This is a genomic window from Agrococcus phoenicis, assembly GCF_047302415.1.
GTDB lineage: Bacteria > Actinomycetota > Actinomycetes > Actinomycetales > Microbacteriaceae > Agrococcus.
In genome coordinates, this window is the sequence record NZ_CP154854.1 from 138,116 (window position 1) to 163,791 (window position 25,676).

Below are 25,676 nucleotides of genomic sequence, written 5' to 3' on the forward strand. Positions count from 1 at the left end.
GATGGCATGACCGATACCGCTCAGCAGCAGCTGCGTTCCCAGCCGCGCCTCACCCGCCAGGACGGCTCGCCCATCCGCGTGGTCGTCGTCGACGACGAGCAGAGCCTCGCCGACCTCGTCGCGATGGGCTTGAAGTACGAGGGCTGGGACGTCAAGACCGCCGCCAACGGCCAGCAGGCGCTGCAGGCCGTGCGCGAGTACCGACCCGACGCGGTCGTGCTCGACATCATGCTCCCCGACATCGACGGGCTCACGGTGCTCCAGCGCTTGCGCTCCGCGGGCTTCGACGTGCCGGTGCTCTTCCTCACCGCGAAGGACTCGCTCGACGACCGCGTCGCCGGCCTCACCGCGGGCGGCGACGACTACGTCACGAAGCCCTTCGGGCTCGAGGAGGTCGTGGCGCGCCTGCGCGGCCTGATCCGCCGCACCGCCACCGCCGCCGAGGAGTCCAGCGTGCTCTGGGTCGGCGACCTGATGATGGACGAGGACTCCTACGAGGTGCGCCGAGGCGGGCAGCAGGTCGACCTCACCGCCACCGAGTTCGAGCTCCTCCGCTACCTCATGCGCAACCCGCGCCGCGTGCTCTCGAAGGCGCAGATCCTCGACCGCGTCTGGTCCTACGACTTCGGCGGCCGCGCGAGCGTCGTCGAGCTCTACATCTCCTACCTGCGCAAGAAGATCGACACCCTCGGCCCGCCCATGATCCACACCGTGCGCGGCGTGGGCTACCAGCTGCGCGCGGCCGAGTGACGGGCTCGGGCCCCCTGGCGTGAGCCAGGCCGCTGCGTCGGCCGCCCAGCTGGGCCGCCGCATCCAGAACCCCTCGTCGTGGTCGCTGCGCCGGCGGCTGCTGGTCGTCGTCGCGCTGCTGTTCGCGGCGCTCACGGCGGCTGTCGCCATCGCGAGCGTGATGACGATGCGCCTGGTGCTGGAGTCGCGCGTCGACGAGCAGCTGCGGGAGATCTCGGCGCAGACCGCGCAGCAGGTCGAGCAGTCCGGCAGCGCGCGGGTCGACCCCCGCGCGGGCGGCTCCGGCACGCTCTACGCGATCGAGTCGGACGGCGCGCTCACCGACCACCTCGTGCTGACGAGGGTGACGCAACAGGCGCTGTCGGCGAAGGACGAGACCGTGCTCGTGCGGGTGGCGAGCGACATCCCCAGCACCGTCTCGCTCCCGACCCACGGCACGTTCAGGGTCATCGCGACGGCGGTGGGGGACTCCCGCGTCATCGTGGGCATCTCGCTGATCGACACCAACCAGACCCTCGCCGCGCTCGCGTTCGTGATCGCGGTCTCCGCCATCGCCGCCGTGACCGTCGTGCTCATGCTGGGCGACTGGATCATCCGCCGGGCGCTCCGGCCCCTCACGGCTGTCATCGCGACCACCGAGCGCATCTCGCAGCTGCCGCTCGCCTCCGGTGACGCGCAGCTGACGAACCGCGTGCGCATCGAGGAGCCGGCGAGCGAGGTGGGCCGCGTGCAGGAGTCGATGAACCGCATGCTCACGCACATCGAGGAGGCCTTCGAGGCTCGTGCGCTGAGCGAGCGGCGGGTGCGGCAGTTCGTCGCCGACGCATCGCACGAGCTGCGGACCCCGCTCGCGGCCGTGCGCGGCTACGCAGAGATCACGCGCAAGCACGACGCGGACCTGAGCAGCGACTCCCGGGCCTCGCTCGAGCGCATCGAGGCCGCGGCGCACCGCATGCAGGCGCTCGTGGACGACCTGCTGCTGCTGGCCCGCCTCGACGAGGGACGCGAGCTCGAGCGCGGCGAGGTCGACCTGTCGCTGATGGTCGTGGAGGCCGTCGCCGACGCGCAGGCGGCCGGGCCGGCGCATCCGATCTCGCTCGAGCTGCCCGAGGAGCCGGTCGTGATCGCCGGCGACCAGCTGCGGCTCCAGCAGGTGGTCGCGAACCTGCTCGCCAACGCGCGCGTCCACACGCCCGACGGCACCGCGATCGATGTGCACCTGCGCGCCGAGGGGGCGGATGCGGTGATCGACATCGTCGACGCGGGCCCCGGGATCCCGGAGCCGCTGCAGCGCACGGCCTTCGAGCGCTTCGCGCGCGGCGACTCGAGCCGCTCGCGGGCGACGGGCTCGTCGGGGCTCGGCCTGGCGATCGTGCAGGCGCTCGTCGACGCGCACCACGGCAGCATCCGGTTGGAGAGCGAGCCCGGCCGCACCGCCTTCGAGGTGCGGCTGCCGCTGTGGCAGGCGGAGGCCGCGGAGCCCGCGCCGCCGGTCGACGCGCCGCCGGCGCCGTGATCGGCTTGCGCCGCGCCTCCGTCGTGCCGTAGTCTTGCCGCATACCAAAGACCGCTGGTCGTTGGCGCGTGCTCGAAAGGCGCGTGTTGACCGAAGGCTTGCTCGTGAGAGCGTCGGCCCGCGCAGGTGCAAGAGTCCCGTCGAGGACCGAGCTCCCGCGCTGTCGCCGGAGCTCATTTTCATGTTCGGGCCAGGGCAGCCAGCAACGATGCAAGGAGCACCATGGCGAACAAGGAAGCATCGGTCGCCGAGCTCTCGAACCTCTTCGAGACCTCGAACGCCGTCCTGCTGACCGAGTACCGCGGTCTCACCGTCGGCCAGATGAAGACGCTGCGCCGTGCGATCAGTGAGCACGCGACGTACGCCGTGGTGAAGAACACGCTCACCAAGATCGCTGCCAACAACGCCGGTATCACGGCGTTCGACGAGTCGCTCGTCGGCCCGTCGGCGATCGCTTTCGTGCACGGCGACCCTGTCGCCGTCGCGAAGGAGCTGCGTGCCTTCGCCAAGGCGAACCCGGCGCTCGTGGTCAAGAACGGTTTCTTCGACGGGAACCCGCTCACGACCGAGGACGTCAACAAGCTCGCCGATCTCGAGTCGCGGGAGGTGCTGCTGGCCAAGCTGGCAGGTGCCTTCAAGGCCTCGCTGTTCGGCGCTGCATACATGTTCAACGCACCGCTCGCCCAGGCCGCTCGCGCGGTCGACGCGCTGCGTGCGAAGCAGGAGTCCGCGGCCGAATAAGGCCCGGTCGGTACCAGAAACAAGGAGAAGACGATGGCAAAGCTGTCGACTGACGAGCTGCTCGAGCAGTTCAAGGAGCTCACCCTCATCGAGCTCAGCGAGTTCGTGAAGGCATTCGAGGAGACCTTCGAGGTCACCGCTGCGGCTCCGGTCGCGGTCGCCGCGGCCCCCGCCGCCGGTGGCGCTGCTGCCGAGGAGGTCGAGGAGAAGACGGAGTTCGACGTCGTCCTCGAGGCTGCCGGCTCGGCGAAGATCCAGGTCATCAAGGTCGTGCGTGCGCTCACGTCGCTCGGCCTCGGCGAGGCGAAGGCCCTCGTCGACGGTGCTCCCGCCAACGTGCTCGAGGGCGCGAAGAAGGAGGACGCCGAGAAGGCCAAGGCCGACCTCGAAGAGGCCGGCGCGACGGTCACGGTCAAGTAAGACCGCTCGATCCAGCACGAAGGGCCGCACCCGCGAGGGTGCGGCCCTTCGTCGTGCGCCGCCTGCTCGCCGGCGGCGTCAGCGAGCGGTGACGGTCGGGCGCTCCGGTGGCAGACTGTGCGCATGAGCACGCGCGGCATGCCGGAGCAGGTCGGGGATCTGCCCAGGATCGGCCGGCCGGCGGCGAGCGCGCTGGTCGAGATCGGCGTGACCACGCTCGAGCAGGTCGCCGCGATGCGCGAGGCCGAGCTGCTCGCCCTGCACGGCGTGGGGCCGAAGGCGGTGCGCATCCTGCGCGAGGCGCTCGAGGAGCAGGGCCGAGGCTTCCTCGCCTGACGCAGCCGAGCTGCGCGCCCGCTCGGCTGCCTCGGGCCGGGGCGCCGCCGGGGTCGTCGCCGCTACGGTTGGGCCATGAGCATGGGGATGGGCGGCGGCCGCGGCGGCCGAGTGGCGATGCGCGACGAGTCCGCGCAGCGCGAGGCGAACGCGACGGCTCCGCGCGTGCCCGACCTGGGCAAGCGCATCCTCGCCCTCTTCGCACCGCACCGCGGCCAGATCGCGCTGACGATCGCGCTGGTGCTCGTCGTCGCGACCATCTCGGTCTTCCCCCCGCTGCTGACGCAGCGCGTCTTCGACGAGGCGCTCTTCCCGCCGGAGGGCGGGCCGGACCTGCGGCTGCTGTGGGTGCTGGTGAGCGTGATGGTGGCGCTCTGGGTCTCCACGAGCCTGCTCGGCATCTGGCAGACGTGGCTCACCTCCCGGGTCGGCAACCGCGTCATGGGCGAGCTGCGCAACAGCCTCTTCGATCGGCTGCAGGGCATGGAGCTCGCCTTCTTCACCCGCACGAAGACGGGCGTCATCCAGTCGCGCCTGCAGAACGACGTCGGCGGCGTCGCGAACGTGCTCTCGAACACCATCTCCTCGGTCGTCGGCAACACCGTCACCGTGCTGTCGAGCCTGGTGACGATGCTGATCCTGTCGTGGGAGCTCACGATCGCCGCCGTGCTGCTCACGCCGCTGCTGGTGATCCTGCAGCGCCGCGTCGGCCAGGTGCGCGCACGCATCGCGACCGAGACGCAGGAGTCGCTGAGCGAGATGACCGCGATCACGCAGGAGTCGCTGTCGGTCTCCGGCATCCTGCTCGCGAAGGCGTTCGGTCGTCAGACCGACGAGTCGCGCCGCTACCGCGCCGAGAACGATCGCCAGATCGGCCTCCAGGTGCGGCTGACGATGAGCGGCCAGACGTTCTTCGCGCTCGTCTCGATCTTCATCTCGATCCTGCCCGCCGTGATCTACGTGATCGCGGGCTACTTGATCACGGGCGGGGATCTCGGGGTCACGGCCGGCACGCTCGTCGCCTTCACGACGGTGCAGTCGCGCCTGCTCATGCCGCTCATGGGGCTGCTGCGCGTGGCGCTCGACCTGCAGACCTCGTCTGCGCTGTTCGCGCGCATCTTCGAGTACCTGGACCTGAGGCCGACGATCGTGCCTGCCGCCGAGCCGGTGCAGCCGCAGGCGGCGCGCATGGGGGAGGTCGAGTTCGACGCGGTGGAGTTCCGCTACCCGGACGCGCAGGCGAGCGAGCCGAACACGCTCGACGGGGTCTCGTTCACGCTCGAGCCGGGGACCTTCGCGGCCTTCGTCGGTCCGTCGGGAGCCGGCAAGACCACGATCGGCTACCTGCTGCCGCGGCTGCACGAGGTCACCGGGGGAGCGGTGCGCTTCGCGGGCGTCGACGTGCGCGAGATCGACCCCTCGGCGCTCACCGACAACATCGGGATCGTCAGCCAGGAGCCCTACCTGTTCCACGCATCCATCGCCGACAACCTCCGCTACGCGAAGCCGGACGCCACCGACGCCGAGCTCGACGCCGCCGCGCGCGCGGCGAGCATCTTCGACACCATCCAGCGCTTCCCGGACGGCTACGACACCATCGTCGGCGAGCGCGGCTACCGGCTCTCCGGCGGCGAGAAGCAGCGCATCGCCATCGCGCGCGTGCTGCTGAAGGATCCGGCGGTGCTCGTGCTCGACGAGGCGACCAGCGCGCTCGACACGGTCTCGGAGCGCGTGGTGCAAGGGGCGCTCGACGAGGCCGCGCGCGGCCGCACGACGCTCGCGATCGCGCATCGGCTCTCGACGATCCGCGACGCCGACGTCATCTTCGTGATCGATGCGGGGCGCGTCGTCGAGCGCGGCACGCACGAGGAGCTGCTGGCGCTCGGCGGCACCTACGCCGCCCTCTTCGCGCAGCAGGCGGCGCGCTGAGCCGAGCGGGTCGAGCCCCGGTGCGCGCGACCGCCGCCGACGCCGGATGTCGACGCCGCGTCCCCGACCTCGCGTTCATTTCTTGACAACAAGCGGTCGGCTCGTCAGCATGGCCCCATGGCAACGCGACGCAGCCCCGGCTCCCAGGGCGCGCTGCGCGCGGCCAACCAAGCACGGGTCGTGCAGGCGCTGCGCGGCTCGCCGGCGACCCAGTCGGAGCTCGCGGAGCGCACCGGCCTCGCGCACGCGACCGTCTCGAACATCGTGCGGGCGCTGCGCGAGCGCGGCGCGGTGTCGACCACGCCGACGGTGCACCAGGGTCGTCGCGCGAGCCTCGTGACCCTCGAGCGCGCCGAGGGGCCCACCGTCGTCGGCGTCGACTTCGGGCGGCAGCACGTGCGGATCGCCGTCGCCGCGGACGATCCGGTGGTGCTGATCGAGGACGAGGCGGTGCTGCCGGTCGGCCATCGCGCCGACGACAGCCTGGCGATGGCCGTCGAGCGGCTCGACGAGATGCTGCGCGAGGCCGGATTGCACCGCGACGACGTCGCGGCGGTCTGCGTGGGGGTGCCCTGCCCGATCGACATGCGCACGGGGGCGATCGTCGGCCACACGATCCTGCCGGAGTGGGACGGCGTGACCCGCGACCGGATCGGCGAGGCCTTCGGCATGCCCGTCGAGGTCGCGAACGACGCGGATCTCGGTGCCATCGCCGAGCGGGCGTTCGGGCCCTACGCCGACGTGGACGACCTGATCTTCGTCAAGATCGGCACCGGCATCGGGTGCGGGCTGGTGCTCGGCGGTCGCCTGCACCGAGGCGCCTTCGGCATCGCCGGCGAGCTGGGGCACGTGCAGGTGGAGCCGAGCGGGACGCTCTGCGTCTGCGGGAGCAGGGGCTGCCTCGAGACGCTCGCCTCGGTGCGCGTGATGGCGCAGTCGCTCAGCGAGGCCTTCGGCAGGCCCATCACGACCGGCGACATCGTGCGGCAGGCGATCGAGGGCGACCTCGCGACGCGGCGCGTGGTGGCCGACTCCGGCGTCGCGATCGGGCGCTCGGTCGCCAACCTCTCGAACCTGCTGGCCCCCTCCGTGGTCGTCGTCGGCGGCCCGCTCGCCGAAGTGGGGGAGCTGCTGCTGGAACCGGTGCGGGAGGGCTTCCGCCGCTTCGCGCTGCACGCGCTGGTGACCACGACGCAGATCGCCGGCTCGTCGCTCGGCTCGCGCGCCGAGGTGCTGGGAGCGGTGACGCTCGCGCGGCAGACCGCACGCGCAAGAGCGTTCATCTGACGATCGCGGCTGGCCTGTTTGCGTTCATGACTTGACGCAACGATCGCGCGAGCGTAGGTTGATCCGCGATCCGTCGATGGCGGCGGACGATGGAGGGAGCCAAGGGTGGCTGAGCCGGTGATCCTGTCGATGCAGCGCATCACGAAGGAGTTCCCCGGCGTGCGCGCCCTCGACGACGTGAGCATCGAGGTGCGGAAGGGCACCATCCACGCGATCTGCGGCGAGAACGGTGCCGGCAAGTCGACGCTCATGAAGGTGCTCTCCGGCGTCTACCCCCACGGCACCTTCAGCGGCCAGATCGTCTACCAGACCGAGCCCGTCGCCTTCGGCAGCATCAACGAGTCCGAGCGGGCCGGCATCGTGATCATCCACCAGGAGCTCGCGCTCGTGCCGGAGCTCTCGATCGCCGAGAACATCTTCCTCGGCAACGAGCCGCGTCGCGGCATCGCCATCGACTGGGACACGGTGCGCATGCGGGCCACCGAGCTGCTCGCTCGCGTCGGCCTCAGCGAGGATCCCGACACGCCCATCAAGCACATCGGCGTCGGCAAGCAGCAGCTCGTCGAGATCGCGAAGGCGCTCGAGAAGGACGTCAAGCTGCTGATCCTCGACGAGCCCACCGCAGCGCTCAACGAGACCGACTCGCAGCACCTGCTCGACCTCATCGTCGGCCTGAAGGCCAAGGGCGTGACGTCGATCATGATCTCGCACAAGCTCAACGAGATCGAGCAGGTGGCGGACGCCATCACGATCATCCGAGACGGCAAGACCATCGAGACGCTCGACATCGCCGCCGGTGGCGTCGACGAGGATCGCATCATCCGCGGCATGGTCGGCCGCACGCTCGGCCAGCGCTTCCCCGAGCGCGCGCACACCACCGGCGAGACCTTCTTCGAGGTGCGCGACTGGACGGTGCAGCACCCGCTCTCGGCAGAGCGGCTGGTCGCCAAGGGCTCGAGCTTCACCGTGCGCCGAGGCGAGATCGTCGGCTTCGCCGGGCTCATGGGCGCCGGCCGCACCGAGCTCGCGATGAGCATCTTCGGCCGCCAGTACGGCACGTGGCTCGGCGGCACGATCCTCAAGGACGGCCAGGAGATCAAGGTGCGCTCGGTCACCGAGGCGATCGGCCACGGCATCGCCTACGTGAGCGAGGATCGCAAGGCGCTCGGGCTCAACCTGCTCGACACCATCAAGCGCTCGATCGTCTCGGCGAAGCTGTCGAAGATCGCACCGGCCGGCGTCGTCGACGCGCTGCAGGAGTCGACCGTGTCGGAGGAGTACCGCCAGTCGCTGCGCATCAAGGCGCCGAGCGTCGAGCAGGGCGTCGACACGCTCTCGGGCGGCAACCAGCAGAAGGTCGTGCTGGCGAAGTGGATGTTCACCGACCCCGACCTGCTGATCCTCGACGAACCGACCCGCGGCATCGACGTGGGGGCGAAGAGCGAGATCTACCAGATCGTGCGCGAGCTGGCGGATGCCGGCAAGGGCGTGATCCTCATCTCCTCCGAGCTGCCAGAGCTGCTCGGCCTGGCCGACCGCATCTACACGATCTTCGAGGGTCGCATCACGGGCGAGCTGCGCGCCGCCGACGCCGACCAGGAGATGCTCATGCGCCGGATGGCGCCGACGAAGGGTGACGACGCATGACCGGACGAGTGGCGGAGCGGCGAGGGTTCCTGCAGGACTTCAGCCAGCTCTTCGGCAAGCAGGGATCGCTGAAGGAGTTCGGCATCCTCGGCGCGCTCATCGTGATCGTGCTGGCGTTCCAGTTCGCCACCGGCGGCACGACGCTCGCGCCGGGCAACGTCATCAACATCGTGCAGGCGCAGTCCTACATCCTGATCCTCGCGATCGGCATGGTGATGGTGATCATCGCCGGGCACATCGACCTCTCGGTGGGCTCCGTCGCCGCCTTCACGAGCGTCGTCGTGGCCATCTCGATGAACGACTGGGGCCTGCCCTGGGGCCTGAGCATCCTGCTGGGCCTCGGCCTCGGCTTCCTGATCGGCGCGTGGCAGGGCTTCTGGGTCGCGTTCGTCGGCGTGCCCGCGTTCATCGTCACGCTCGCCGGCATGCTCATGTTCCGCGGCCTCAACCAGCTCGTCGGCCAGTCGCGCGGCATCGGCGTCGACCCCGGCTTCGTGAACGCGCTCGCCGGCTACCTGCCGGAGGTCGGCCCCAACACCGGCTACAACAACCTCACGCTGCTGCTCGGCGCCGCCGCGATCGTCGCGATCGTCGTCTTCGAGCTGCGCGCTCGCGCTCGCCGGGCGCGCATGGGCGCGCAGGTCTCGCCGACGTGGGTGCTCATCACCCGCCTCGTGCTGATCTCCGCCGTCATCGTCGTCGCAGCGCTGCTGTTCGCGAGCGGCCGCCAGGGCACGAGCTTCCCGCTCTCCGGCGTGCTGCTGGTGGCCGTGGTGCTCGCCTACGGCTTCGTCACGCAGCGCACGACGCTCGGCCGCCACATCTACGCGGTCGGCGGCAACCGGCGCGCGGCCGAGCTCTCGGGCGTGCGCTCGCGCTGGGTCGACTTCTTCGTCATGACCAACATGTCGGTGCTCGCCTCGGTCGCGGGCATGATGTGGATCGCGCGCTCGCAGGCCGCCGGCCCCGCCGACGGCAACGGCTGGGAGCTCGACGCCATCGCGGCCGTCTTCATCGGCGGCGCAGCCGTCGCCGGCGGCATCGGCACGGTCGCCGGCAGCATCATCGGCGGTCTGGTGATGGCCGTGCTCTCCAACGGCCTCTTCGCCATCGGCACCGGATCCGACTGGATCCAGGTCATCAAGGGCCTCGTGCTGCTCATCGCCGTCGCCATCGACGTGCTCAACAAGCGCCAGGGGCGCTTCTCGATCATCGCGCTGCTGCAGCGCGGCCTCACCCGCGGGCGGGACAGGGACGGGCTGACCGCCTCGTCGTGACCCGCGCATCCGCACCCACCGCCATCGACCACCGACGCCTCACGAACACCCCCACCGAACACCAGGAGCACTCATGAAGAAGACCACCTTCGCGGCGCTGGCCGGCATCGCCGCCGTCAGCATCGCCCTGACCGGCTGCGGCCGCGCAGACACCCCGGCGGAGACCGGCGCCGAGGGCGGCGAGACCGCTGCCGCGGGCGGCGGCTTCGCCGCCGACGCCACGATCGGCGTCGCCCTGCCCGACCGCACGAGCGAGAACTGGGTGCTCGCGGGCGACCTGTTCACGAACGGCCTCGAGGAGGCGGGCTTCACCGGCAACGTGCAGTACGCCGGCTCGTCGAACTCGGTCGGCGACCAGCAGCAGCAGATCCAGAGCATGATCTCGGCCGGCGCCGAGGTCATCATCGTCGGCGCCGCGGACACCAACCAGCTCGCCACGCAGCTGGAGGCCGCCGACGCCGCCGACATCACGGTCATCGCCTACGACCGCCTGATCCAGAACAGCGACCTGGTCGACTACTACGTGGCGTTCGACAACTACCACGTGGGCGAGCTGCAGGCGCAGTCGCTGCTCGACGGCCTCGAGGAGCGCTACGGCGACGAGGACGCCTGGAACGTCGAGCTCTTCTCGGGCTCCGCGGACGACTCGAACTCGGCGGTCTTCTTCGACGGCGCGATGAGCGTGCTGCAGCCGAAGATCGACGACGGCACGCTGACGGTCGTCTCCGAGCAGACCACGGTGCAGCAGACGGCCACCGAGGACTGGGCGGCGGAGAACGCGCAGAACCGCATGGACACGATCCTGCAGAACTCGTACCAGGGCGAGGACCTGCACGGCGTGCTCTCCCCGAACGACAACCTCGCGCGCGCCATCCTCACCTCGGTGCAGAACGACGGGCGCGACCTGCCGGTCGTGACCGGTCAGGACTCCGAGGTCGAGTCGGTGCAGTCGATCGTCGCCGGTGACCAGTACTCCACCATCTACAAGGACACGCGCGCGCTCGTCGCCGCGGCCATCGAGATGGCGCAGGCGCTGCAGGCTGGCGAGGAGCCCACCACCACCGGCACGTCGGATAACGGGGCCGTCGAGGTGCCCGCGAACCTGCTCGAGCCGGTCATCGTGACGCAGGCGAACGCCGCTGAGGCCTACGCCGACAACGAGGACCTCGCGCCGCTCACCGAGTAGCACGAGCGGAGCGCATCCGCGCCTGCGGACGGGCGGCCCCATCGCGGGGCCGCCCGTCCGTCGTCCGCGGTCAGGCGGATGCGCTGCGCACGGGGCCGGCGAGGCCGGGCAGGTCGGCGGTCGCCTCCCGCCAGCGCCGAGCGAGCTCCTGCGCGTCTGCCGCGTGGTCGCGGTAGCGGCAGCCGCGCCCGTTGGGCTTGAGGAGGATCCCCTCCTCCTCCCAGTGCGGCAGCGCCCGCTGCAGGAGCTCGGGCGCGAAGTCGCCGGCGTGGTTCGTCACCCGCCACCAGGGCAGCCCGTCGGACCAGTGGCGCAGCACGGAGCCGACCTCCCTCGGACCGATGCCGCAGATCTCGGCCACGGTGCCGTAGGAGGCGACGCGGCCCGCGGGGATCAGCTCGACGCAGCGCAGCACGAGCTCGACGACGAGCTCCCGGCGCGCATCCACCACCCCATGATGCCGCAGCGACCAGCTTCGAGGCCTCCCCCCCCCCCGCACAACGCAAGCCCCCGCTGCGCAGCTCGGCGATCTGGAGGCGGGAGCGCTCGAGCGCCGCAGCACCGGGGCCGGCGGCGTGCGTCGTGCGCGGAGCGCCGTGAGCGCCGGCGGCGCCAGAGCGGCACTGCGCCCGGCGATAGGCTCGTGCGGCAAGGCAGGAGGCCCCATGCGCTACGCAGAGTCGATCGTCGAGACGATCGGCGACACCCCGCTCGTCAGGCTGACGAAGGTGACCGAGGGGATCGCCGCGACGGTGCTCGCGAAGGTCGAGTTCATGAACCCGGGCGGTTCGGTGAAGGACCGCATCGCCGTGGCGATGCTCGACGACGCCGAGGCGAGAGGCCTGCTCGGCCCCGGCGGCACGATCGTCGAGCCGACGAGCGGCAACACCGGCGTCGGCCTGGCGCTCGTGGCGCAGCAGCGGGGCTACCGCTGCATCTTCGTGTGCCCCGACAAGGTCTCCGAGGACAAGCGGGCGACGCTGCGCGCCTACGGCGCTGAGGTCGTGGTGACGCCCACCTCGGTGGCTCCCGACAGCCCCGAGAGCTACTACGGCGTCGCCGACCGGCTCACCGAGGAGGTCGAGGGCGCCTTCCAGCCCAACCAGTTCTTCAACCCCGCAGCGCCGGCGGCGCACGAGGCGAGCACCGGCCCCGAGATCTGGCGCGATACCGAGGGCAGGGTGACGCACTTCGTCGCCGGCGCCGGCACCGGCGGCACGATCACCGGCACCGGCAGGTACCTGCGACGGGTCTCGACCGCCGGCGACGCGGCGGGCGCGGTCGGCGGGGACAGCTCCGGCGGCGGGCGCGTGCGCATCATCGCCGCAGACCCCGAGGGATCGATCTACTCCGGCGGCACGGGCCGCCCCTACCTCGTCGAGGGCGTGGGGGAGGACATGTGGCCGGGCAACTACGACCCGAGCGTCGTGGACGAGGTCATCGCGGTCGACGACGCCGCAGCCTTCGCCATGACGCGGCGCCTCGCCCGCGAGGAGGGCCTGCTCGTGGGCGGCTCGAGCGGCATGGCCGTGGTCGCGGCGCTGCGCGTCGCCGAGCGGCTGCCCGCCGACGCGGTCGTGGTGGTGCTGCTGCCCGACTCCGGCCGCGGCTACCTGCAGAAGGTCTACTCCGACGCGTGGATGCGCTCCTACGGCTTCGCCGGGCCCGCCATCGGCACGACCGTGCGCGACGTGCTCACCGGCAAGGGGCGCAGCGGCGCGGCTGGGGCGCTGCCCGCGCTCGTGCACGCGCACCCGACCGACACCGTCCACGACGCGATCGAGATCATGCGCGAGTTCGGCGTCAGCCAGCTGCCGGTGCTGACCGCCGAGCCGCCGGTCGTCGTCGGCGAGGTGGCGGGCGCCGTCGACGAGCGCTCGCTGCTGGACGCGGTGTTCGCCGACGAGGCGCTGCTCGCCGACCCGGTGGCGAAGCACCTCGGCGCGCGCCTGACGCAGCTGGGCGTGACCGAGTCGGTGGACGCGCTGCGCACCGCGCTGCGCTCGGCCGACGCGGTGCTCGTGCTCGAGGACGCCAAGCCCGTCGGCGTGATCACCCGCACCGACCTGCTCTCCCACCTCTCGAAGGAGGCCTGACATGACCGACGCATCCGCCGACCAGCAGGAGGGCGCAGCATCGCGCGCCGCCGCGCACGCCGACGCCGGGTTCTCGACCAGGGCCATCCACGCCGGGCAGCCCTTCGACCCGCGCACCGGTGCGGTGATCCCGCCGATCTTCATGACGTCGACGTTCGTGCAGGACGGGGTGGGAGGGTTCCGCGACGGCTACGAGTACTCGCGCGGCGGCAACCCGAGCCGCGACGCGCTGCAGCAGCAGCTCGCGAGCCTCGAGGGCGGCTCGCACGCCTTCACCTTCGGCTCGGGGCTGGCGGCCGAGGACGCCCTGCTGCGCGCCGTGCTGCGGCCGGGCGACCACGTGCTGATGGGCAACGACGTCTATGGCGGCACCCACCGGCTGGTCTCGCAGATCCACGCGCAGTGGGGCGTCGAGATCTCGACCGCCGACGCCTCGGACCTGGATGCGGTGCGCGCCTCCGTGCGCCCGACCACTCGCGTGCTCTGGGTCGAGACCCCCTCGAACCCGCTCATGAAGGTCGCCGACATCGCCGGGCTCGCCGAGATCGGCCACGCCGCCGGCGCGGTGGTCGTCGCGGACAACACCTTCGCCACGCCCGCCCTGCAGCAGCCGCTCGCGCTGGGCGCCGACGCGGTCGTGCACTCGACCACGAAGTACATCGGCGGCCACTCCGACCTCGTGGGCGGTGCGGTGGTGACCTCGGACGCGGCGCTCGCGGAGCGCGTGGGGTTCCAGCAGTTCGCGGTGGGCGCGATCAACAGCCCGTTCGACGCGTGGCTCACGAGCCGCTCGCTGAAGACGCTGGCCGTGCGCATCGACCGGCACTGCGCGAACGCGCAGGCCGTCGCCGAGTCGCTCGTCGGCCACCCGGCCGTCGCCGCGGTGCACTACCCGGGCCTGCCCGACCACCCGCAGCACGCGCTGGCGCAGCGGCAGATGCGCGGCTTCGGCGGCATGGTGTCGCTGCAGCTGCGCGGCGGCGTGCCGGCCGTGCACGAGCTCGTCGGGCGGACGCGCCTGTTCCAGCTGGCGGAGTCGCTCGGCGGCATCGAGTCGCTCGTCTGCTACCCGTCGGAGATGACGCACGCCTCGGTCAAGGGCACCGAGCTCGCCGTGCCGGAGGATCTGCTGCGCCTCTCGGTCGGCCTCGAGGATGCCGGCGACCTGGTCGCCGACCTGCGGCAGGCGCTCGACGCGCTCAGCTAGCCGCCGCCGAGGCGCCCGCCATCACTCGAGCGCCTTGCCGCGCTGCTCGGGCAGGGTCCAGGCTGCGATCGCCGCGATGGCGAACGCTGCCGCGAAGACCCCGAAGAGCAGCAGTGAGCCACCGCCGCTGCCGAGCAGCAGGGGCACCGCGAGCGGCGCCAGGATCGACGCGATGCGGCCGAAGCCGGCCGCCGCACCCGTGCCCGTGCCGCGCACGTTCGTGGGGTAGAGCTCCGGGCCGATCGCGTAGAGCGCGCCCCAGGCGCCGAGGTTGAAGAACGACAGCGTGCAGCCGGCGGCGATGATCATGCCCTCGGTGGATGCCGTGCCGTACCAGGCTGCGGCGAGCGCCGAGCCGACCAGGAACGCGGTGAGGGTGGGCCGCCGGCCCCACCGCTCGATCAGGAACGCGGCGGCGGCGTAGCCGGGGAGCTGCGCGAGCGTGATGATGAGCGTGAACTCGAAGGAGCGCACGAGCGAGAAGCCCTGGTCGACCAGCAGCGACGGGATCCAGATGAAGGCGCCGTAGTAGGAGAAGTTGATGCAGAACCAGACCGTCCACAGCGCGATGGTGCGGCGGCGCAGCAGCGGCGACCAGATCGACACCTTGGGCTCCGCTGCGCTGGGCGCCTCCGCGGCGCCCGGGCTGTGCTGCGGGGGCTCGGGCGGCGCGGCCGGTGCGGCGATGCCCGCCGCCTCCTCGAAGGGGCGCACCGTGCGCTCCGCCTCCGAGGAGCGGCCCTTCGACTCGAGGAAGCGCACCGACTCCGGCATGCCCCAGCGCACGACGATCGAGAAGAGCGCCGGCGCCATGCCGATCGCGAGGCCCCACCGCCATCCCTCGTCCGAGGCGCCGACGACGTAGGTGCCGATGACGGCCGCCGCGATCCAGCCCACCGCCCAGAACGCCTCGAGCCAGACGACGACGCGGCCGCGGATCCGCTTGGGCGCGAACTCGCTGATGAGCGTCGACGCGACGGGCAGCTCGGCGCCGAGCCCCAGCCCCACGACGAAGCGCAGCACCAGCAGCGCCGCGAGCGATCCGACGAGCGCCGAGGCCCCCGTCGCCAGCCCGTAGACGAGCAGGGTGATGGCGAAGACGCTGCGGCGGCCGATCCGATCCGCGAGCAGCCCGCCGACGGTGGCGCCCAGCGCCATGCCCATGAAGCCGACCGAGGCGATCCAGCCCTTGTCGCCGCTGCTGAGGCCCCACTGCTCGCCCAGCGCCGCGATGACGAAGGCGATCAGCCCGACGTCCATCGCGTCGAGCGCCCAACCGATGCCCGCGGTGCCCAGGAGGCGGCCGTGCTTGCGGGTGAAGGGCAGCCGGTCGAGCCGCTCGGAGCGGGTCGCGCCGTCTGCGGCGGGGAGCACGGGCATGCGGGGCCTCTCGTCGGGAGCGCTTCGGCCAGACGGACCCACGATAGTGCGGCGCCCGGACTCGGGGGCTAGCGTTGCGGCATGAGCGAGCGAATCGAGATCCCCGACGAGGTCGAGCGCACCGAGGTCGAGGCCTTCGTGATGGCGTCGGCGGATGCGGTCTGGGAGCTCTGGACCACGGCCGAGGGCTACGAGCAGTGGTGGTGGCCGATGTTCGGGGACACGAGCTACGAGGTGGATGCGCGCGAGGGCGGCAGCTACCGGTTCCGGACGGCCACGGGCGGCTTCGGCGTGCAGGGCCGATTCCTGCAGCTCGACGAGCCCAAGCGCATCGTGCTCAGCTGGGATTGGATGAGCGGCGACGAGGGCGGCGACCAGCGCGAGGACCTCGTCGTGGTGGATCTCGCGGAGCTCGGCGACGGCACGCACGTGCGCGTCACGCAGACCGGCCCGCTCGACGAGCTCGAGCCGCTGCGCGAGGGCTGGCAGGACTGCCTGACGCGGCTCGAGGAGCACTTCGACGACTGATGCGTCGTCCGCGCGACGGCGCGGGCGTCACGCGGGCGCACGGTGCGCGCGACGCGTGCGCCACCCGCTCACGGCGTGACCGACCCCGAAGGCCATCAGCGCCAGGGGGAGGGTCAGCGTGAGCGCTCCGAACGCCGCCATGCTCCCGAAGGCGGCAGCGACCCATCCGTGCGTCGTGAGCACATCGCCGGCGACCACGAGGAACATCGACCAGCGGTCGAGGCCCGACACCGGCCAGCGGGCGGCGATCGCCGTCGCCGCAGCGAGGCCCGCGATCTGCCGCACGAGCGCTGCGGCCTGGCTCGGCACCGCGTCCGCGTCGCCGAGCAGCAGCGGCGTCGCCCACGCCGCCAGCCACGAGGCGTGGAAGACGATCAGCGCGATGCCGCCCAGCTTCGCCCAGCCGAGCCGCGGTCGCCTGCCGAGCAGCGCGGTGATCAGCAGCAGCGTCGAGACCGACATCGCGGCGGCCGACGCGATGCCGAGCAGCGTCGCAGCGGCGCCGGAGGCCTGCGGCAGCCACGCGCCCGCGGCGAGCAGCCCGCCGACGATCGCGGTGACACCGGCCCACAGGCGCATCGCCCACGGTGGTGTGCGCGGAGTGCCGCCGGGGCTCTCGGGGTCGCCGGCGCGCTGGCTCGTCGCCCGTGTCGTCACCGCATCCCCGTCCTGTCGCCAGTCTCACCTTTGCGCAACGCGATGGGAGCGGGCTGAGCACGGCATCAGCGGGCCGTCGCGGATGATGCTGGATCGTTCGTCGGGCTAAGCAGGCGTAGGCTTGAGCACGCTGTCTGACAGGAAGAGGGATCATGCTGCTCGCCATCGTCAACGCCCGTGTCGTGCCCGTCGAGGGCGACGAGTTCGAGGGCACCGTGCTGGTGCGCGACGGGCGCATCGCCGCGCTCGGCGCCGACGTCGAGGTGCCGGAGGGCGCCACCGTGCTCGACGTCGAGGGCGCGCAGGTCACGCCCGGCCTGGTCGACGCGCACGTCCACCTCGGCGTGCACCCCGAGGGCGACGGCCCCGGCGCGAGCGACACCAACGAGATGACGAACCCGAACACGGCGGGCGTGCGGACCATCGACGCCATCGACCCCTTCGACGAGGGCTTCGACCTGGCGCTCGCGGGCGGCGTGACGACGGTCAACGTCAACCCCGGCTCCGGCAACCCGATCGGCGGGCAGGCGACCACGCTGCACACGCACGGCCGCATCGTCGACCACATGGTGCTGCGCGAGCCCGCAGGCGTCAAGAGCGCGCTCGGCGAGAACCCGAAGCGCGTCTACGGCGAGAAGAAGGTCATGCCGTCCACGCGCCTCGGCACCGCGAAGGTCATCCGCGACGCCTTCGTCGCCGCGCAGAGCTACCGTCGCCGCCACGCCGACCCCGACAACGACAAGCGCCACGACGTCGACCTGACGATGGAGGCGCTCGTCAAGGTGCTCGAGCGGGAGATCCCGTGGCGGCAGCACGCGCACCGCGCCGACGACATCGTCACCGCGCTGCGCATCCAGGCCGAGTTCGGCTACGACCTCGTCATCGACCACGGCACCGAGGCGCACGTCGTCGCCGACCTGCTCGCCGAGCGCGGCGTGCCGGTGCTGATCGGCCCGCTGTTCACCACCAAGTCGAAGATGGAGCTGCGCGGTCGTTCGATCGCCAACCCCGGCAAGCTCGCGCAGGCCGGCGTCGAGATCTCGATCATCACCGACCACCCGGTGATCCCCATCTCGTTCCTGGTGCACCAGGCATCCCTCGCCGTCCGCGAGGGGCTCGACCGGCAGACGGCGCTCCGCGCGATCACCATCAACCCCGCGCGGGTGCTCGGCGTCGCAGCGGAGGTCGGCTCGCTCGAGGTCGGCAAGCGCGCCGACGTCGTCGTGTGGAGCGGCGACTGGATGGACCCCATGGCACGCCCGCGCACCGTGCTCATCGACGGCCGGGTCGTGTTCGAGCACGACGCGGCGACGGGCGAGGAGCGCGTCGCATCGCGCCACGAGGTGCCGCTGCGCCTCACGCACGAGTGAGCGCCGCACAGCCGGGCGCGCAGCTCAGCAGGCGGCGCCGCGTCACGACGCTGCTCGTGCTCGGGTTGCTGGCCGGGCTCGGACCGTTCACCATCGACCTCTACCTGCCGGCGTTCCCGGCCGTGAAGGAGGACTTCGGCACCACGGATGCGGCGGTGCAGCTGACGCTCTCGGCCACGACCCTGGGCTTCGCCTTCGGGCAGCTCGTGGTGGGGCCGCTCTCCGACCGCATCGGTCGTCGTCGCCCGCTGCTGATCGCCACGAGCGTGCACGTGCTCGCGAGCGTGGCGGTCGCGATGGCCCCCGACATCGTCACGCTCTCGCTCATGCGCGTGGTGCAGGGCTTCGGCGCTGCGGCGGGCACCGTGGTCGCGATGGCCATGGTGCGCGACCTCTTCGGCGGCAAGCAGCTCACGACGGCGCTGTCGCGGCTCGCGCTCGTGATCGGCATCGCGCCGATCGCCGCGCCGGTGATCGGCTCCTGGCTGGTCGGCATCATGCACTGGCGCGGCCTGTTCTGGGTGCTGGCGGCGTACGCCGTGCTCGTGATCGTGCTGCAGCTGCTGTTCCTGCGCGAGACGCTGCCGCCGCACCTGCGCCACGCTCCCGGGCACTCGACGCTGCGGCAGCGCTACCGCGCCGTGCTGACCGACCGGGTCTTCGTCGGCGTCGCCATCATCGGCGCGAGCATCTTCGGCGGCATGTTCGCCTACATCTCGACGGCCTCGCTGCTGCTGCAGGAGGTCTACGGCTTCTCGCCCGGCGAGTTCGGCCTCGTCTTCGCGCTCTGCTCCGTGGGGGTGCTGATCGGCACGCAGACCGCGGGCCGTGCGGCGAACCGCTTCGGTGCGCAGTGGGTGCTCGCGGTCTCGACCGCGCTGCTCGTGGTCGGTGCCGCGGGCATCGTCGCCCTCGACATCGCAGGACTCGGCATCGTCGGGCTGGTGCCGCCGCTGGCGCTGTTCGCTTTCGCGTTCGGCCTGTCGATGCCGTGCGTGCAGACGCTCGCGCTCGCCGGGCACTCGGGGGAGGCGGGCACGGCAGCGTCGCTGCTGGGTGCGCTCAACATGTCGATCGCGGGCATCGTGAGCCCGATCGTGGGGCTGTTCCAGATCCAGAACGCCATCCCGATGGGCACGATCATGCTCGTCTGCGGCGTGCTGGCCACGTGCGCGCTGTGGCTGGTCGTGCGGCCGAGGAGCGTGCCCCAGATCGAGTGAACCACCGGGGCGTGCCGCGAGGCGGCGCATCTAGGATTGCGCCATGACGGATGAGCTCGCACAGCTGCAGGCGGAGATCGAGGCGGCCAGGAAGGCGCAGCGCGAGGCCGAGGCGCGCCTGGCCGAGCTGCAGGAGAGCGCGGCGCCGCAGGCTCGCCCCGCTCCTGCGCCCGCGGAGCGCGCGGCTCCCGATCAGGCGCCGCCGGTGCCCGGGGGCTTCGAGCCGGCGCCCGCGGCGGCGGCCCCCGCCGACCCCGAGCACCCCGCGGAGCCGGGCACTCCGGTCGAGGAGCACGACGTCGTCGGGCCCCTGGGCCCGGAGGGTGTCGCCGCCGTGCGGCAGGGCTACGCCTTCGAGGGTCCGGCGCTCGAGATGGGTGCGCTCGTCAACGGCGAGGCCGACGCCGAGACGCAGATCCGCATCCCGCTCCCGATGGTCAACCGGCACGGCCTGATCGCCGGCGCGACCGGCACGGGCAAGACCAAGACCCTGCAGGTGCTCGCCGAGCAGCTCTCGGCCGCGGGCGTGCCCGTGTTCGCCGCCGACATCAAGGGCGACCTCTCCGGCGTGGCGACGCCGGGATCATCGAGCGACACGCTGCTGGCGCGCACGGCCGGCATCGGTCAGGCGTGGGCGCCGACGGCGGCTCCCGTCGAGTACTTCGCGCTCGGCGGCGTCGGCCACGGCGTGCCCATCCGGGCGACCGTGCTGGACTTCGGCCCGACGCTGCTGGCCAAGGTGCTCGGCCTCAACGACACGCAGGAGTCCAGCCTCGGCATCGTATTCGCCTACGCCGATGCCGCGAAGCTGCCGCTCGTCGACCTCAAGGACCTGCGGGAGCTGCTGCTGTGGCTCACCGGCGACGAGGGCAAGGCCGAGCTGAAGCGGCTCGGCGGCATCTCGCCGCAGACCGCGGGCGTGATCCTGCGCGAGATCACCGCCTTCAGCGCGCAGGGCGCCGACGTGTTCTTCGGCGAGCCCGACTTCGACACGCGAGAGCTGCTGCGCACGACGCCCGAGGGGCGTGGTGTCATCAGCCTGCTCGAGGTCCCTGGGGTGGCCGATCAGCCCGCGCTGTTCTCGACCTTCCTCATGTGGCTGCTGGCCGACCTCTTCGAGGATCTCCCCGAGGTCGGCGACGTGGACAAGCCCCGGCTGGTGTTCTTCTTCGACGAGGCCCACCTGCTGTTCAAGGATGCCTCGAAGGACTTCCTGGCGGCGATCGTGCAGACGGTGCGCCTGATCCGCTCCAAGGGCGTCGGCATCTTCTTCGTCACGCAGACGCCGAAGGACGTGCCAGCCGACGTGCTCGCGCAGCTCGGCTCGCGCGTGCAGCACCAGTTGCGCGCGCACACGCCCGACGCCGAGAAGGCGCTGCGGGCGACCGTGCGCACCTATCCCACGAGCGAGTACGACCTGGAGCAGGTGCTGACGATGCTCGGCATCGGTGAGGCCATCGTCACGGTGATGAACGAGCGAGGTGCGCCCTCGCCCGTCGCGTGGACGCGGATGCGCGCCCCGCAGGGCTCGATGGATCCCACGCCCGCCGCTGACATCGCGAGCGCGGTGCAGGCATCGCCGCTGCTGCCGAAGTACGGCGAGGCGGTCGATCGCGAGTCCGCGTACGAGATGCTCCAGGCGAAGCTGCAGGCGGCGCAGCGGGCGGAGCAGGATGCGGCGGCCCGGCAGGCGGCGCAGGAGGAGGCCGAGCGGCTTGAGGCGGAGTCGAAGCGCAACCGCCCGCGCAGCACCGGCAGCGCGAAGCAGCCGGCCGGCGGCAACGTCATCACCGACTTCCTGGGCTCCAGGTCCGGGCAGGCGATGATCCGCGACGTGGTGCGCGGGATCTTCCGCAACCGTCGCCGCTGAGCCTCGGCCTCGTCGCCCTGCGCGCCGCCACCACGCGCTCGCTCGGCGCGCTCGCTGCTCGCCGCTGCCGGGAGCGGCGCCGCGCACGACGAAGCGGGACACCGCACTCGATGTCCCGCTTCGTCCTTCGGCGGAGGATAGGGGATTCGAACCCCTGAGGGCTTGCACCCAACACGCTTTCCAAGCGTGCGCCATAGGCCACTAGGCGAATCCTCCGTGCCGGCCTCGCGAGGCCAACCCTGCGATTCTAGCCCCACGGAGAACGGGGGCGGGAACCGAAGTCCCCGCCCCCGCTCATGTGCTGCTGCTAGCCGCAGATCGCGTACTCCGCGACCTCAGCCGACAGCGTGTTCTCGTCGCCGAGCAGGAACACCGGCGGCTGGTCGAGTCGCAGGCTCTCCGTGACGATCTGCGAGTCGATGCACGTCGGCTGCGCCAGGTACAGCGGCGCGCCCTCGGCAGCCGCGAGCGCCGAGGCGCTCAGGGCATCCGGGAACTTCATGCCGCTGGCGATGTACATCGCCGGCACCGGCGCCGTGAAGAACGCCTGGTTGACGAGCACCGCCGTCTGGAAGCGGTTCGCGCCCGCGAAGCGGTGCACGACGAGGCCTGCGTTGTCGAAGTCCAGCTCGATGCCGTTCGACATCGATCGCTGGTCTCCCTGCAGGTACACGTTCTGCGCGCCCAGGCGGTCGAGCTCGGCCATGGTGGCCTCGTCGACGTCCCCGGCCATGCCGTCGACCAGGAGGATCGGCGCGTCGACCGAACCGGCTGCAGCTCCCGCCGACAGGGCGTCGGGGAAGTTGCGACCGGTCGCGATGAACGCGTTCGCCGAGCTCTCGAAGGCGTACTCCGCGATGAGACGGCTGGTCTCGAAGCGGTTGACGCCACCGACGCGGTCGACCGTCGCCGCCATGTCGGCGAGCTGGTCGGCGACCGCCGCAGAGACCGACGGCTCGCCGCCGACGATCACGATGCGCTCGGGCGACAGGCGCTCGATCTCATCGACGACCGCGGGCGAGAGCGCGTTGGCCATCGTCAGCAGCAGGGGAGCCTCCTCGCGAGCCGCAGCGGGTGCCGCTGCGAGTCCGTCCGGGAACGTCTGACCGCTGGCGATGTAGACGACGTCCGCGCCCTCCGGGTAGCCCTGCTGCGAGATCGCGACAGCGGTCTCGAAGCGGTTGCCGCCGGCGATGCGGTCAGGTGCCGGCATGGCCACCTCGCCGCTCGTGACGTGGACGAAGGTGCGCTCCTCGGAGTCGTTGTAGCCGATCGCGCCCAGGTACTCGCGATCGATGTCGAGACCGCGCCACTCCGCCGTGAAGGAGAAGGGAGCGGCGATCTCACCCGTCAGCGAGGTCGGGTCCGTCGTGAACGAGCCCTCCTGCTGCCCGGGCATGACGGCCGCGTAGTCGACGGTGAAGTCGACCGGCGATCCCTCGCTGCCCTCGGCGAAGATGACGACGAGCACGCGGTAGCTGCCGGCCTGGGGGTCCTCGAGGAGGACCTCCTCGTCGGCTGCTGCCGTGCCGCCGACCCACTGCTCCACCGGGACGCCGTTCTCCAGGCGCTGCAGGTAGAGGTCGAGGTCGGCGGTGTTGTCCAGCCCGTCGAGCGAGATGTACCGGGCGATCTCACCCTCGGCGATCTCGAGCGGGTAGACCAGCGTCTGCCCCTCCTCGCCGCTGGCGGCGGCGAGCTGCTCGAACGGCGCGAGGCCGTTCGCCTGGAGGTCGATCTCGCCGGCGAGGCCGGAGATGCCGGAGATCGGCGTCTCACCCGACGTGCCCATGCCCTCGACCCACTCGGGCACCGCGACGGCGACCGGGCGGACGGCGAGCGGCGAGCGCACGGTGTGCTCCGCGCTCGTCCACGTGAGCGAGCCCGTCGACCACGATGCGAGCGGGGCGTCCGCGGTCGTGAACGTCACCTCGAAGGTGGCCGTGTCGCCGGCGGCGTCGAAGGTCAGCGTCGAGGGGGAGACCTCGACGTCGACTCCCGGCACATCGGTGACCGAAGCGGTGTAGGAACCCGCCTCGAGCGCCGTGACCGTGCGGGTCACCGTCTGCGTGCCGGCGAGCGAGCCGATCGCGATCGACGCGATGTTCACGTCGCTCGGGTCGATCGGCGAGCCGACCCACGCGTCGGGCAGGCCGTAGCCGATCCCGCGCAGGTAGCCGTACCAGTCGGCGGTGCCGTTCTGGTAGATGAGACCGGCGTCGAGCATCGACTGCGTGTTCACGTGGCCTGCGCCCTGTGCCCACACGTCCGTCGACTCCGTGCCGTCCTCGTTCAGCGTGTCCGTCGCCGTCGTCATGAGCGCCGACTTGACCTCTGCCGGGGTGGCGTTGGGGTGCGCGCCCAGGTAGATCGCGCCGAGGCCCGCGACGTGCGGTGCGGCCATCGAGGTGCCGGAGAGCAGCGCGTAGCTCGGCTCGCCGTCCGCCGGGTTGGGTCCGGCCGCGATGATGCCGACGCCGGGAGCGGCGACATCGGGCTTGATGACGTCGCTGCCATCGGCGAGCGCCGGGCCGCGCGACGAGAAGCCCGCCACGATGGGCGCGGGGGTCTCGATGCCCGAGCTGTTGCCGGCCTCGAGGGTGACCGTCGCGCCGTCCGTCTGCGCTGCGGCCAGGAGCTGGTCGCGGTACTGCGCGTCGAGGTGCACGGTCGGGATGACGTGGTCGTCGAGGTCGACGGAGCCCGGCGTGACGTTGACGAGCACCGCCGCGATGCCGCCTGCGGCGGCGACCTCGGCAGACTTGTCGACGCGCGCGCTCACGCCGCGGTCGCAGAGCACGATGGCGCCGGCAGCGAGTGCCGGGTCCAGGGTGTCCGTGAAGCAGAGCGCGGCCTCAGCGGGGTCAGCACCCGCTGCGGCGATGTCACCGGCGTAGACGAACGGGCCGGTGATCGGCTCGGCGTCGTCACCCATGGGGACCGTGATGGAGCCGCCCGGGAGGCGGACGTCGCCCTCGAGGACGACCGTCGCCTCGTAGTTCGGGACGCTCGATGCGGCGACCGTGGTGTACCACGGAGCGGCGTGGTCGAGCGTCGAGGCGTCCGGGCCGCTGTTGCCGGCCGAGACGGAGACGAAGACACCGGCAGCCGCGGCACCCAGGAACGAGACGTCCGTGGCCGTGGCGACCGACGTGGCAGCGCCGCCGCCGATGGAGTAGTTGATGACGTCCACGCCGTCGATCACGGCCTGGTCGATCGCCTGCACGAGGTCGCTGCTCGCGCAGCCGTCGTCGTCGGTGATCGTCGGGTCGGGTCCTGACCAGCAGGCCTTGTACGACGCGATGCGCGCCTCGGGCGCGACGCCGGACATGGTGCCGAGGTCCTCGCCGCCAGCCGACGTGATCGCGACCTCGGCGTTGCCGGCCGCGGTCGAGGCGGTGTGCGAGCCGTGGCCGTCGCCGTCACGGGGCGACACGTACTCACCGGGGACCTGGTCCTCGGAGCCGAGGCCGCCGGTGCCGAAGCCGTCGACGAAGTAGCGCGCCGTGATGATCTTCGTCGAGCAGTCGTCGACGGTGAACTGCGTGCCGGTCTCGCAGGCGCCGGAGAAGGTGTTGCCGTCGCCCTTCTCGTAGACGATGGCGTCGCCGTCCCAGTAGGGCTCCGCGCCCGCGGTGGTGCCGAGCGGCTCACCGGCGAACAGCGGGTTCTCGGGAGCGATGCCCGTGTCGATGACACCGACGACCACGCCGGCCCCGGCCTCGTCGACGCCGCCGACCTCGGCCCACAGGCCCTCGAGGTCGAGGAACTCGTTGGCGGGGCTCGCGGTGATCTGGAGGATCTCGTCCGGGAAGATCTGCGAGACGCGAGCGTCGCTGGCGAGCTCGAGCGCCTGCTCGGACGACAGGTCGGCGATGAAGCCGTTCATGGTCACCGTCATGCTCGCGGCGACCTGCGCGCCGATCGAGCTCGCGACAGCGTTCTGCTGGCTCTCGAGGTGCTGGGCGTAGGCGGTCGCCGCGGAGGTCGAGACGTCGATGTCCGCCTCCCCCGTCGGAGCGGTGCGCGCCAGGTTGGGCAGCCCCCCTCGGTAGGTCGCGAGCGGGTCGTTGTCGAGCACGACGATGTAGCGCCCGCTCTCGAACCCGCTCGTGTCGATCGAGCGCTGCTGCTCGATCGGCGCTGCGCCGGCTGCGGCCGCACCGAGCACAGATGCCCCCGCGCTGAGCGCGAGGGCAGTTGTGAGTGCGAGGCCACGGCGGAGACGCACACGCCTGGTGGTGTGTGAATTCACAGGT

20 protein-coding genes and 1 tRNA gene are annotated in these 25,676 nt (G+C 71.7%); 16 read left to right on the plus strand and 5 right to left on the minus strand.

Features of this window, described 5'->3' with window-relative positions:
• Positions 1 to 6: 6 nt before the first annotated feature.
• From AA0Z99_RS00765 to AA0Z99_RS00810, 10 genes are all read left to right on the plus strand, one after another.
• Complete coding sequence (locus tag AA0Z99_RS00765; RefSeq protein WP_413318536.1) at positions 7 to 750, plus strand: response regulator transcription factor; 744 nt, start codon at positions 7 to 9, stop codon at positions 748 to 750.
• Between the two features lie 19 nt (positions 751 to 769).
• Complete coding sequence (locus AA0Z99_RS00770; protein WP_413318538.1) at positions 770 to 2,266, plus strand: sensor histidine kinase; 1,497 nt, start codon at positions 770 to 772, stop codon at positions 2,264 to 2,266.
• 222 nt (positions 2,267 to 2,488) lie between these two features.
• Positions 2,489 to 3,007: a 50S ribosomal protein L10 gene (gene rplJ, locus AA0Z99_RS00775; protein ID WP_413318540.1), complete on the plus strand. Its 519-nt coding sequence runs from the start codon at positions 2,489 to 2,491 to the stop codon at positions 3,005 to 3,007.
• 33 nt (positions 3,008 to 3,040) lie between these two features.
• The gene (gene rplL / locus AA0Z99_RS00780; RefSeq protein ID WP_413318542.1) at positions 3,041 to 3,427 is read left to right on the plus strand and encodes a 50S ribosomal protein L7/L12; all 387 of its coding nucleotides are present in this window, start codon (positions 3,041 to 3,043) and stop codon (positions 3,425 to 3,427) included.
• A 123-nt stretch (positions 3,428 to 3,550) separates the two neighbouring features.
• On the plus strand, positions 3,551 to 3,763 hold the full coding sequence (locus AA0Z99_RS00785; protein WP_413318544.1) for a helix-hairpin-helix domain-containing protein: 213 nt from the start codon (positions 3,551 to 3,553) through the stop codon (positions 3,761 to 3,763).
• 75 nt (positions 3,764 to 3,838) lie between these two features.
• Positions 3,839 to 5,692 carry an ABC transporter ATP-binding protein gene (locus AA0Z99_RS00790; RefSeq protein WP_413318546.1) on the plus strand — a complete coding sequence of 618 codons (1,854 nt, stop codon included), beginning with the start codon at positions 3,839 to 3,841 and terminating at the stop codon, positions 5,690 to 5,692.
• A gap of 117 nt (positions 5,693 to 5,809) precedes the next feature.
• Entirely contained in the window at positions 5,810 to 6,979 is a 1,170-nt protein-coding gene (locus tag AA0Z99_RS00795; RefSeq protein ID WP_413318548.1) for an ROK family transcriptional regulator, read from the plus strand.
• Positions 6,980 to 7,108: 129 nt separating this feature from the next.
• On the plus strand, positions 7,109 to 8,626 hold the full coding sequence (mmsA, locus tag AA0Z99_RS00800) for a multiple monosaccharide ABC transporter ATP-binding protein (protein WP_413320896.1): 1,518 nt from the start codon (positions 7,109 to 7,111) through the stop codon (positions 8,624 to 8,626).
• On the plus strand, positions 8,623 to 9,903 hold the full coding sequence (mmsB, locus tag AA0Z99_RS00805; protein ID WP_413318550.1) for a multiple monosaccharide ABC transporter permease: 1,281 nt from the start codon (positions 8,623 to 8,625) through the stop codon (positions 9,901 to 9,903). Before mmsA ends, mmsB begins: the two co-directional genes overlap by 4 nt.
• Before the next feature lie 73 nt (positions 9,904 to 9,976).
• Entirely contained in the window at positions 9,977 to 11,089 is a 1,113-nt protein-coding gene (locus AA0Z99_RS00810) for a substrate-binding domain-containing protein (protein ID WP_413318552.1), read from the plus strand.
• A gap of 70 nt (positions 11,090 to 11,159) precedes the next feature.
• Here AA0Z99_RS00810 and AA0Z99_RS00815 read toward each other — a convergent pair whose 3' ends face one another.
• Positions 11,160 to 11,537, minus strand: a complete 378-nt coding sequence (locus AA0Z99_RS00815; protein WP_413318554.1) for an MGMT family protein — start codon at positions 11,535 to 11,537, stop codon at positions 11,160 to 11,162.
• 217 nt (positions 11,538 to 11,754) lie between these two features.
• On the opposite strand from AA0Z99_RS00815, the gene AA0Z99_RS00820 reads away from it, so the two are divergent.
• Both AA0Z99_RS00820 and AA0Z99_RS00825 read left to right on the plus strand, forming a co-directional pair.
• Positions 11,755 to 13,185 (plus strand): cystathionine beta-synthase, encoded by a 1,431-nt coding sequence (locus AA0Z99_RS00820; RefSeq protein ID WP_413318556.1) that lies wholly within the window; start codon positions 11,755 to 11,757, stop codon positions 13,183 to 13,185.
• 1 nt (position 13,186) lies between these two features.
• The gene (locus tag AA0Z99_RS00825; RefSeq protein ID WP_413318558.1) at positions 13,187 to 14,392 is read left to right on the plus strand and encodes a cystathionine gamma-synthase; all 1,206 of its coding nucleotides are present in this window, start codon (positions 13,187 to 13,189) and stop codon (positions 14,390 to 14,392) included.
• Between the two features lie 21 nt (positions 14,393 to 14,413).
• Here the strand turns inward: AA0Z99_RS00825 and AA0Z99_RS00830 are convergent, their stop codons facing one another.
• Positions 14,414 to 15,772: an MFS transporter gene (locus AA0Z99_RS00830; protein WP_413318560.1), complete on the minus strand. Its 1,359-nt coding sequence runs from the start codon at positions 15,770 to 15,772 to the stop codon at positions 14,414 to 14,416.
• Between the two features lie 81 nt (positions 15,773 to 15,853).
• Between AA0Z99_RS00830 and AA0Z99_RS00835 the strand changes: the two genes are divergently transcribed.
• Entirely contained in the window at positions 15,854 to 16,300 is a 447-nt protein-coding gene (locus AA0Z99_RS00835) for an SRPBCC family protein (protein WP_413318562.1), read from the plus strand.
• Positions 16,301 to 16,327: 27 nt separating this feature from the next.
• Here the strand turns inward: AA0Z99_RS00835 and AA0Z99_RS00840 are convergent, their stop codons facing one another.
• The gene (locus AA0Z99_RS00840) at positions 16,328 to 16,957 is read right to left on the minus strand and encodes a hypothetical protein (RefSeq protein WP_413318564.1); all 630 of its coding nucleotides are present in this window, start codon (positions 16,955 to 16,957) and stop codon (positions 16,328 to 16,330) included.
• A gap of 149 nt (positions 16,958 to 17,106) precedes the next feature.
• On the opposite strand from AA0Z99_RS00840, the gene AA0Z99_RS00845 reads away from it, so the two are divergent.
• From AA0Z99_RS00845 to AA0Z99_RS00855, 3 genes are read left to right on the plus strand one after another with little or no spacing between them, the layout of a single operon-like run.
• Positions 17,107 to 18,327 (plus strand): amidohydrolase, encoded by a 1,221-nt coding sequence (locus AA0Z99_RS00845; RefSeq protein ID WP_413320898.1) that lies wholly within the window; start codon positions 17,107 to 17,109, stop codon positions 18,325 to 18,327.
• Positions 18,324 to 19,547, plus strand: a complete 1,224-nt coding sequence (locus AA0Z99_RS00850) for a multidrug effflux MFS transporter (RefSeq protein ID WP_413318565.1) — start codon at positions 18,324 to 18,326, stop codon at positions 19,545 to 19,547. The genes AA0Z99_RS00845 and AA0Z99_RS00850 overlap by 4 nt, the downstream gene beginning before the upstream one ends.
• 43 nt (positions 19,548 to 19,590) lie before the next feature.
• Positions 19,591 to 21,417 (plus strand): helicase HerA-like domain-containing protein, encoded by a 1,827-nt coding sequence (locus AA0Z99_RS00855; RefSeq protein WP_413318567.1) that lies wholly within the window; start codon positions 19,591 to 19,593, stop codon positions 21,415 to 21,417.
• Positions 21,418 to 21,548: 131 nt separating this feature from the next.
• Here the strand turns inward: AA0Z99_RS00855 and AA0Z99_RS00860 are convergent.
• Both AA0Z99_RS00860 and AA0Z99_RS00865 read right to left on the minus strand, forming a co-directional pair.
• Positions 21,549 to 21,633: transfer RNA gene (locus AA0Z99_RS00860), tRNA-Ser, on the minus strand.
• A gap of 91 nt (positions 21,634 to 21,724) precedes the next feature.
• Entirely contained in the window at positions 21,725 to 25,588 is a 3,864-nt protein-coding gene (locus AA0Z99_RS00865; protein WP_413318569.1) for a cell wall-binding repeat-containing protein, read from the minus strand.
• Positions 25,589 to 25,676: the final 88 nt, after the last annotated feature.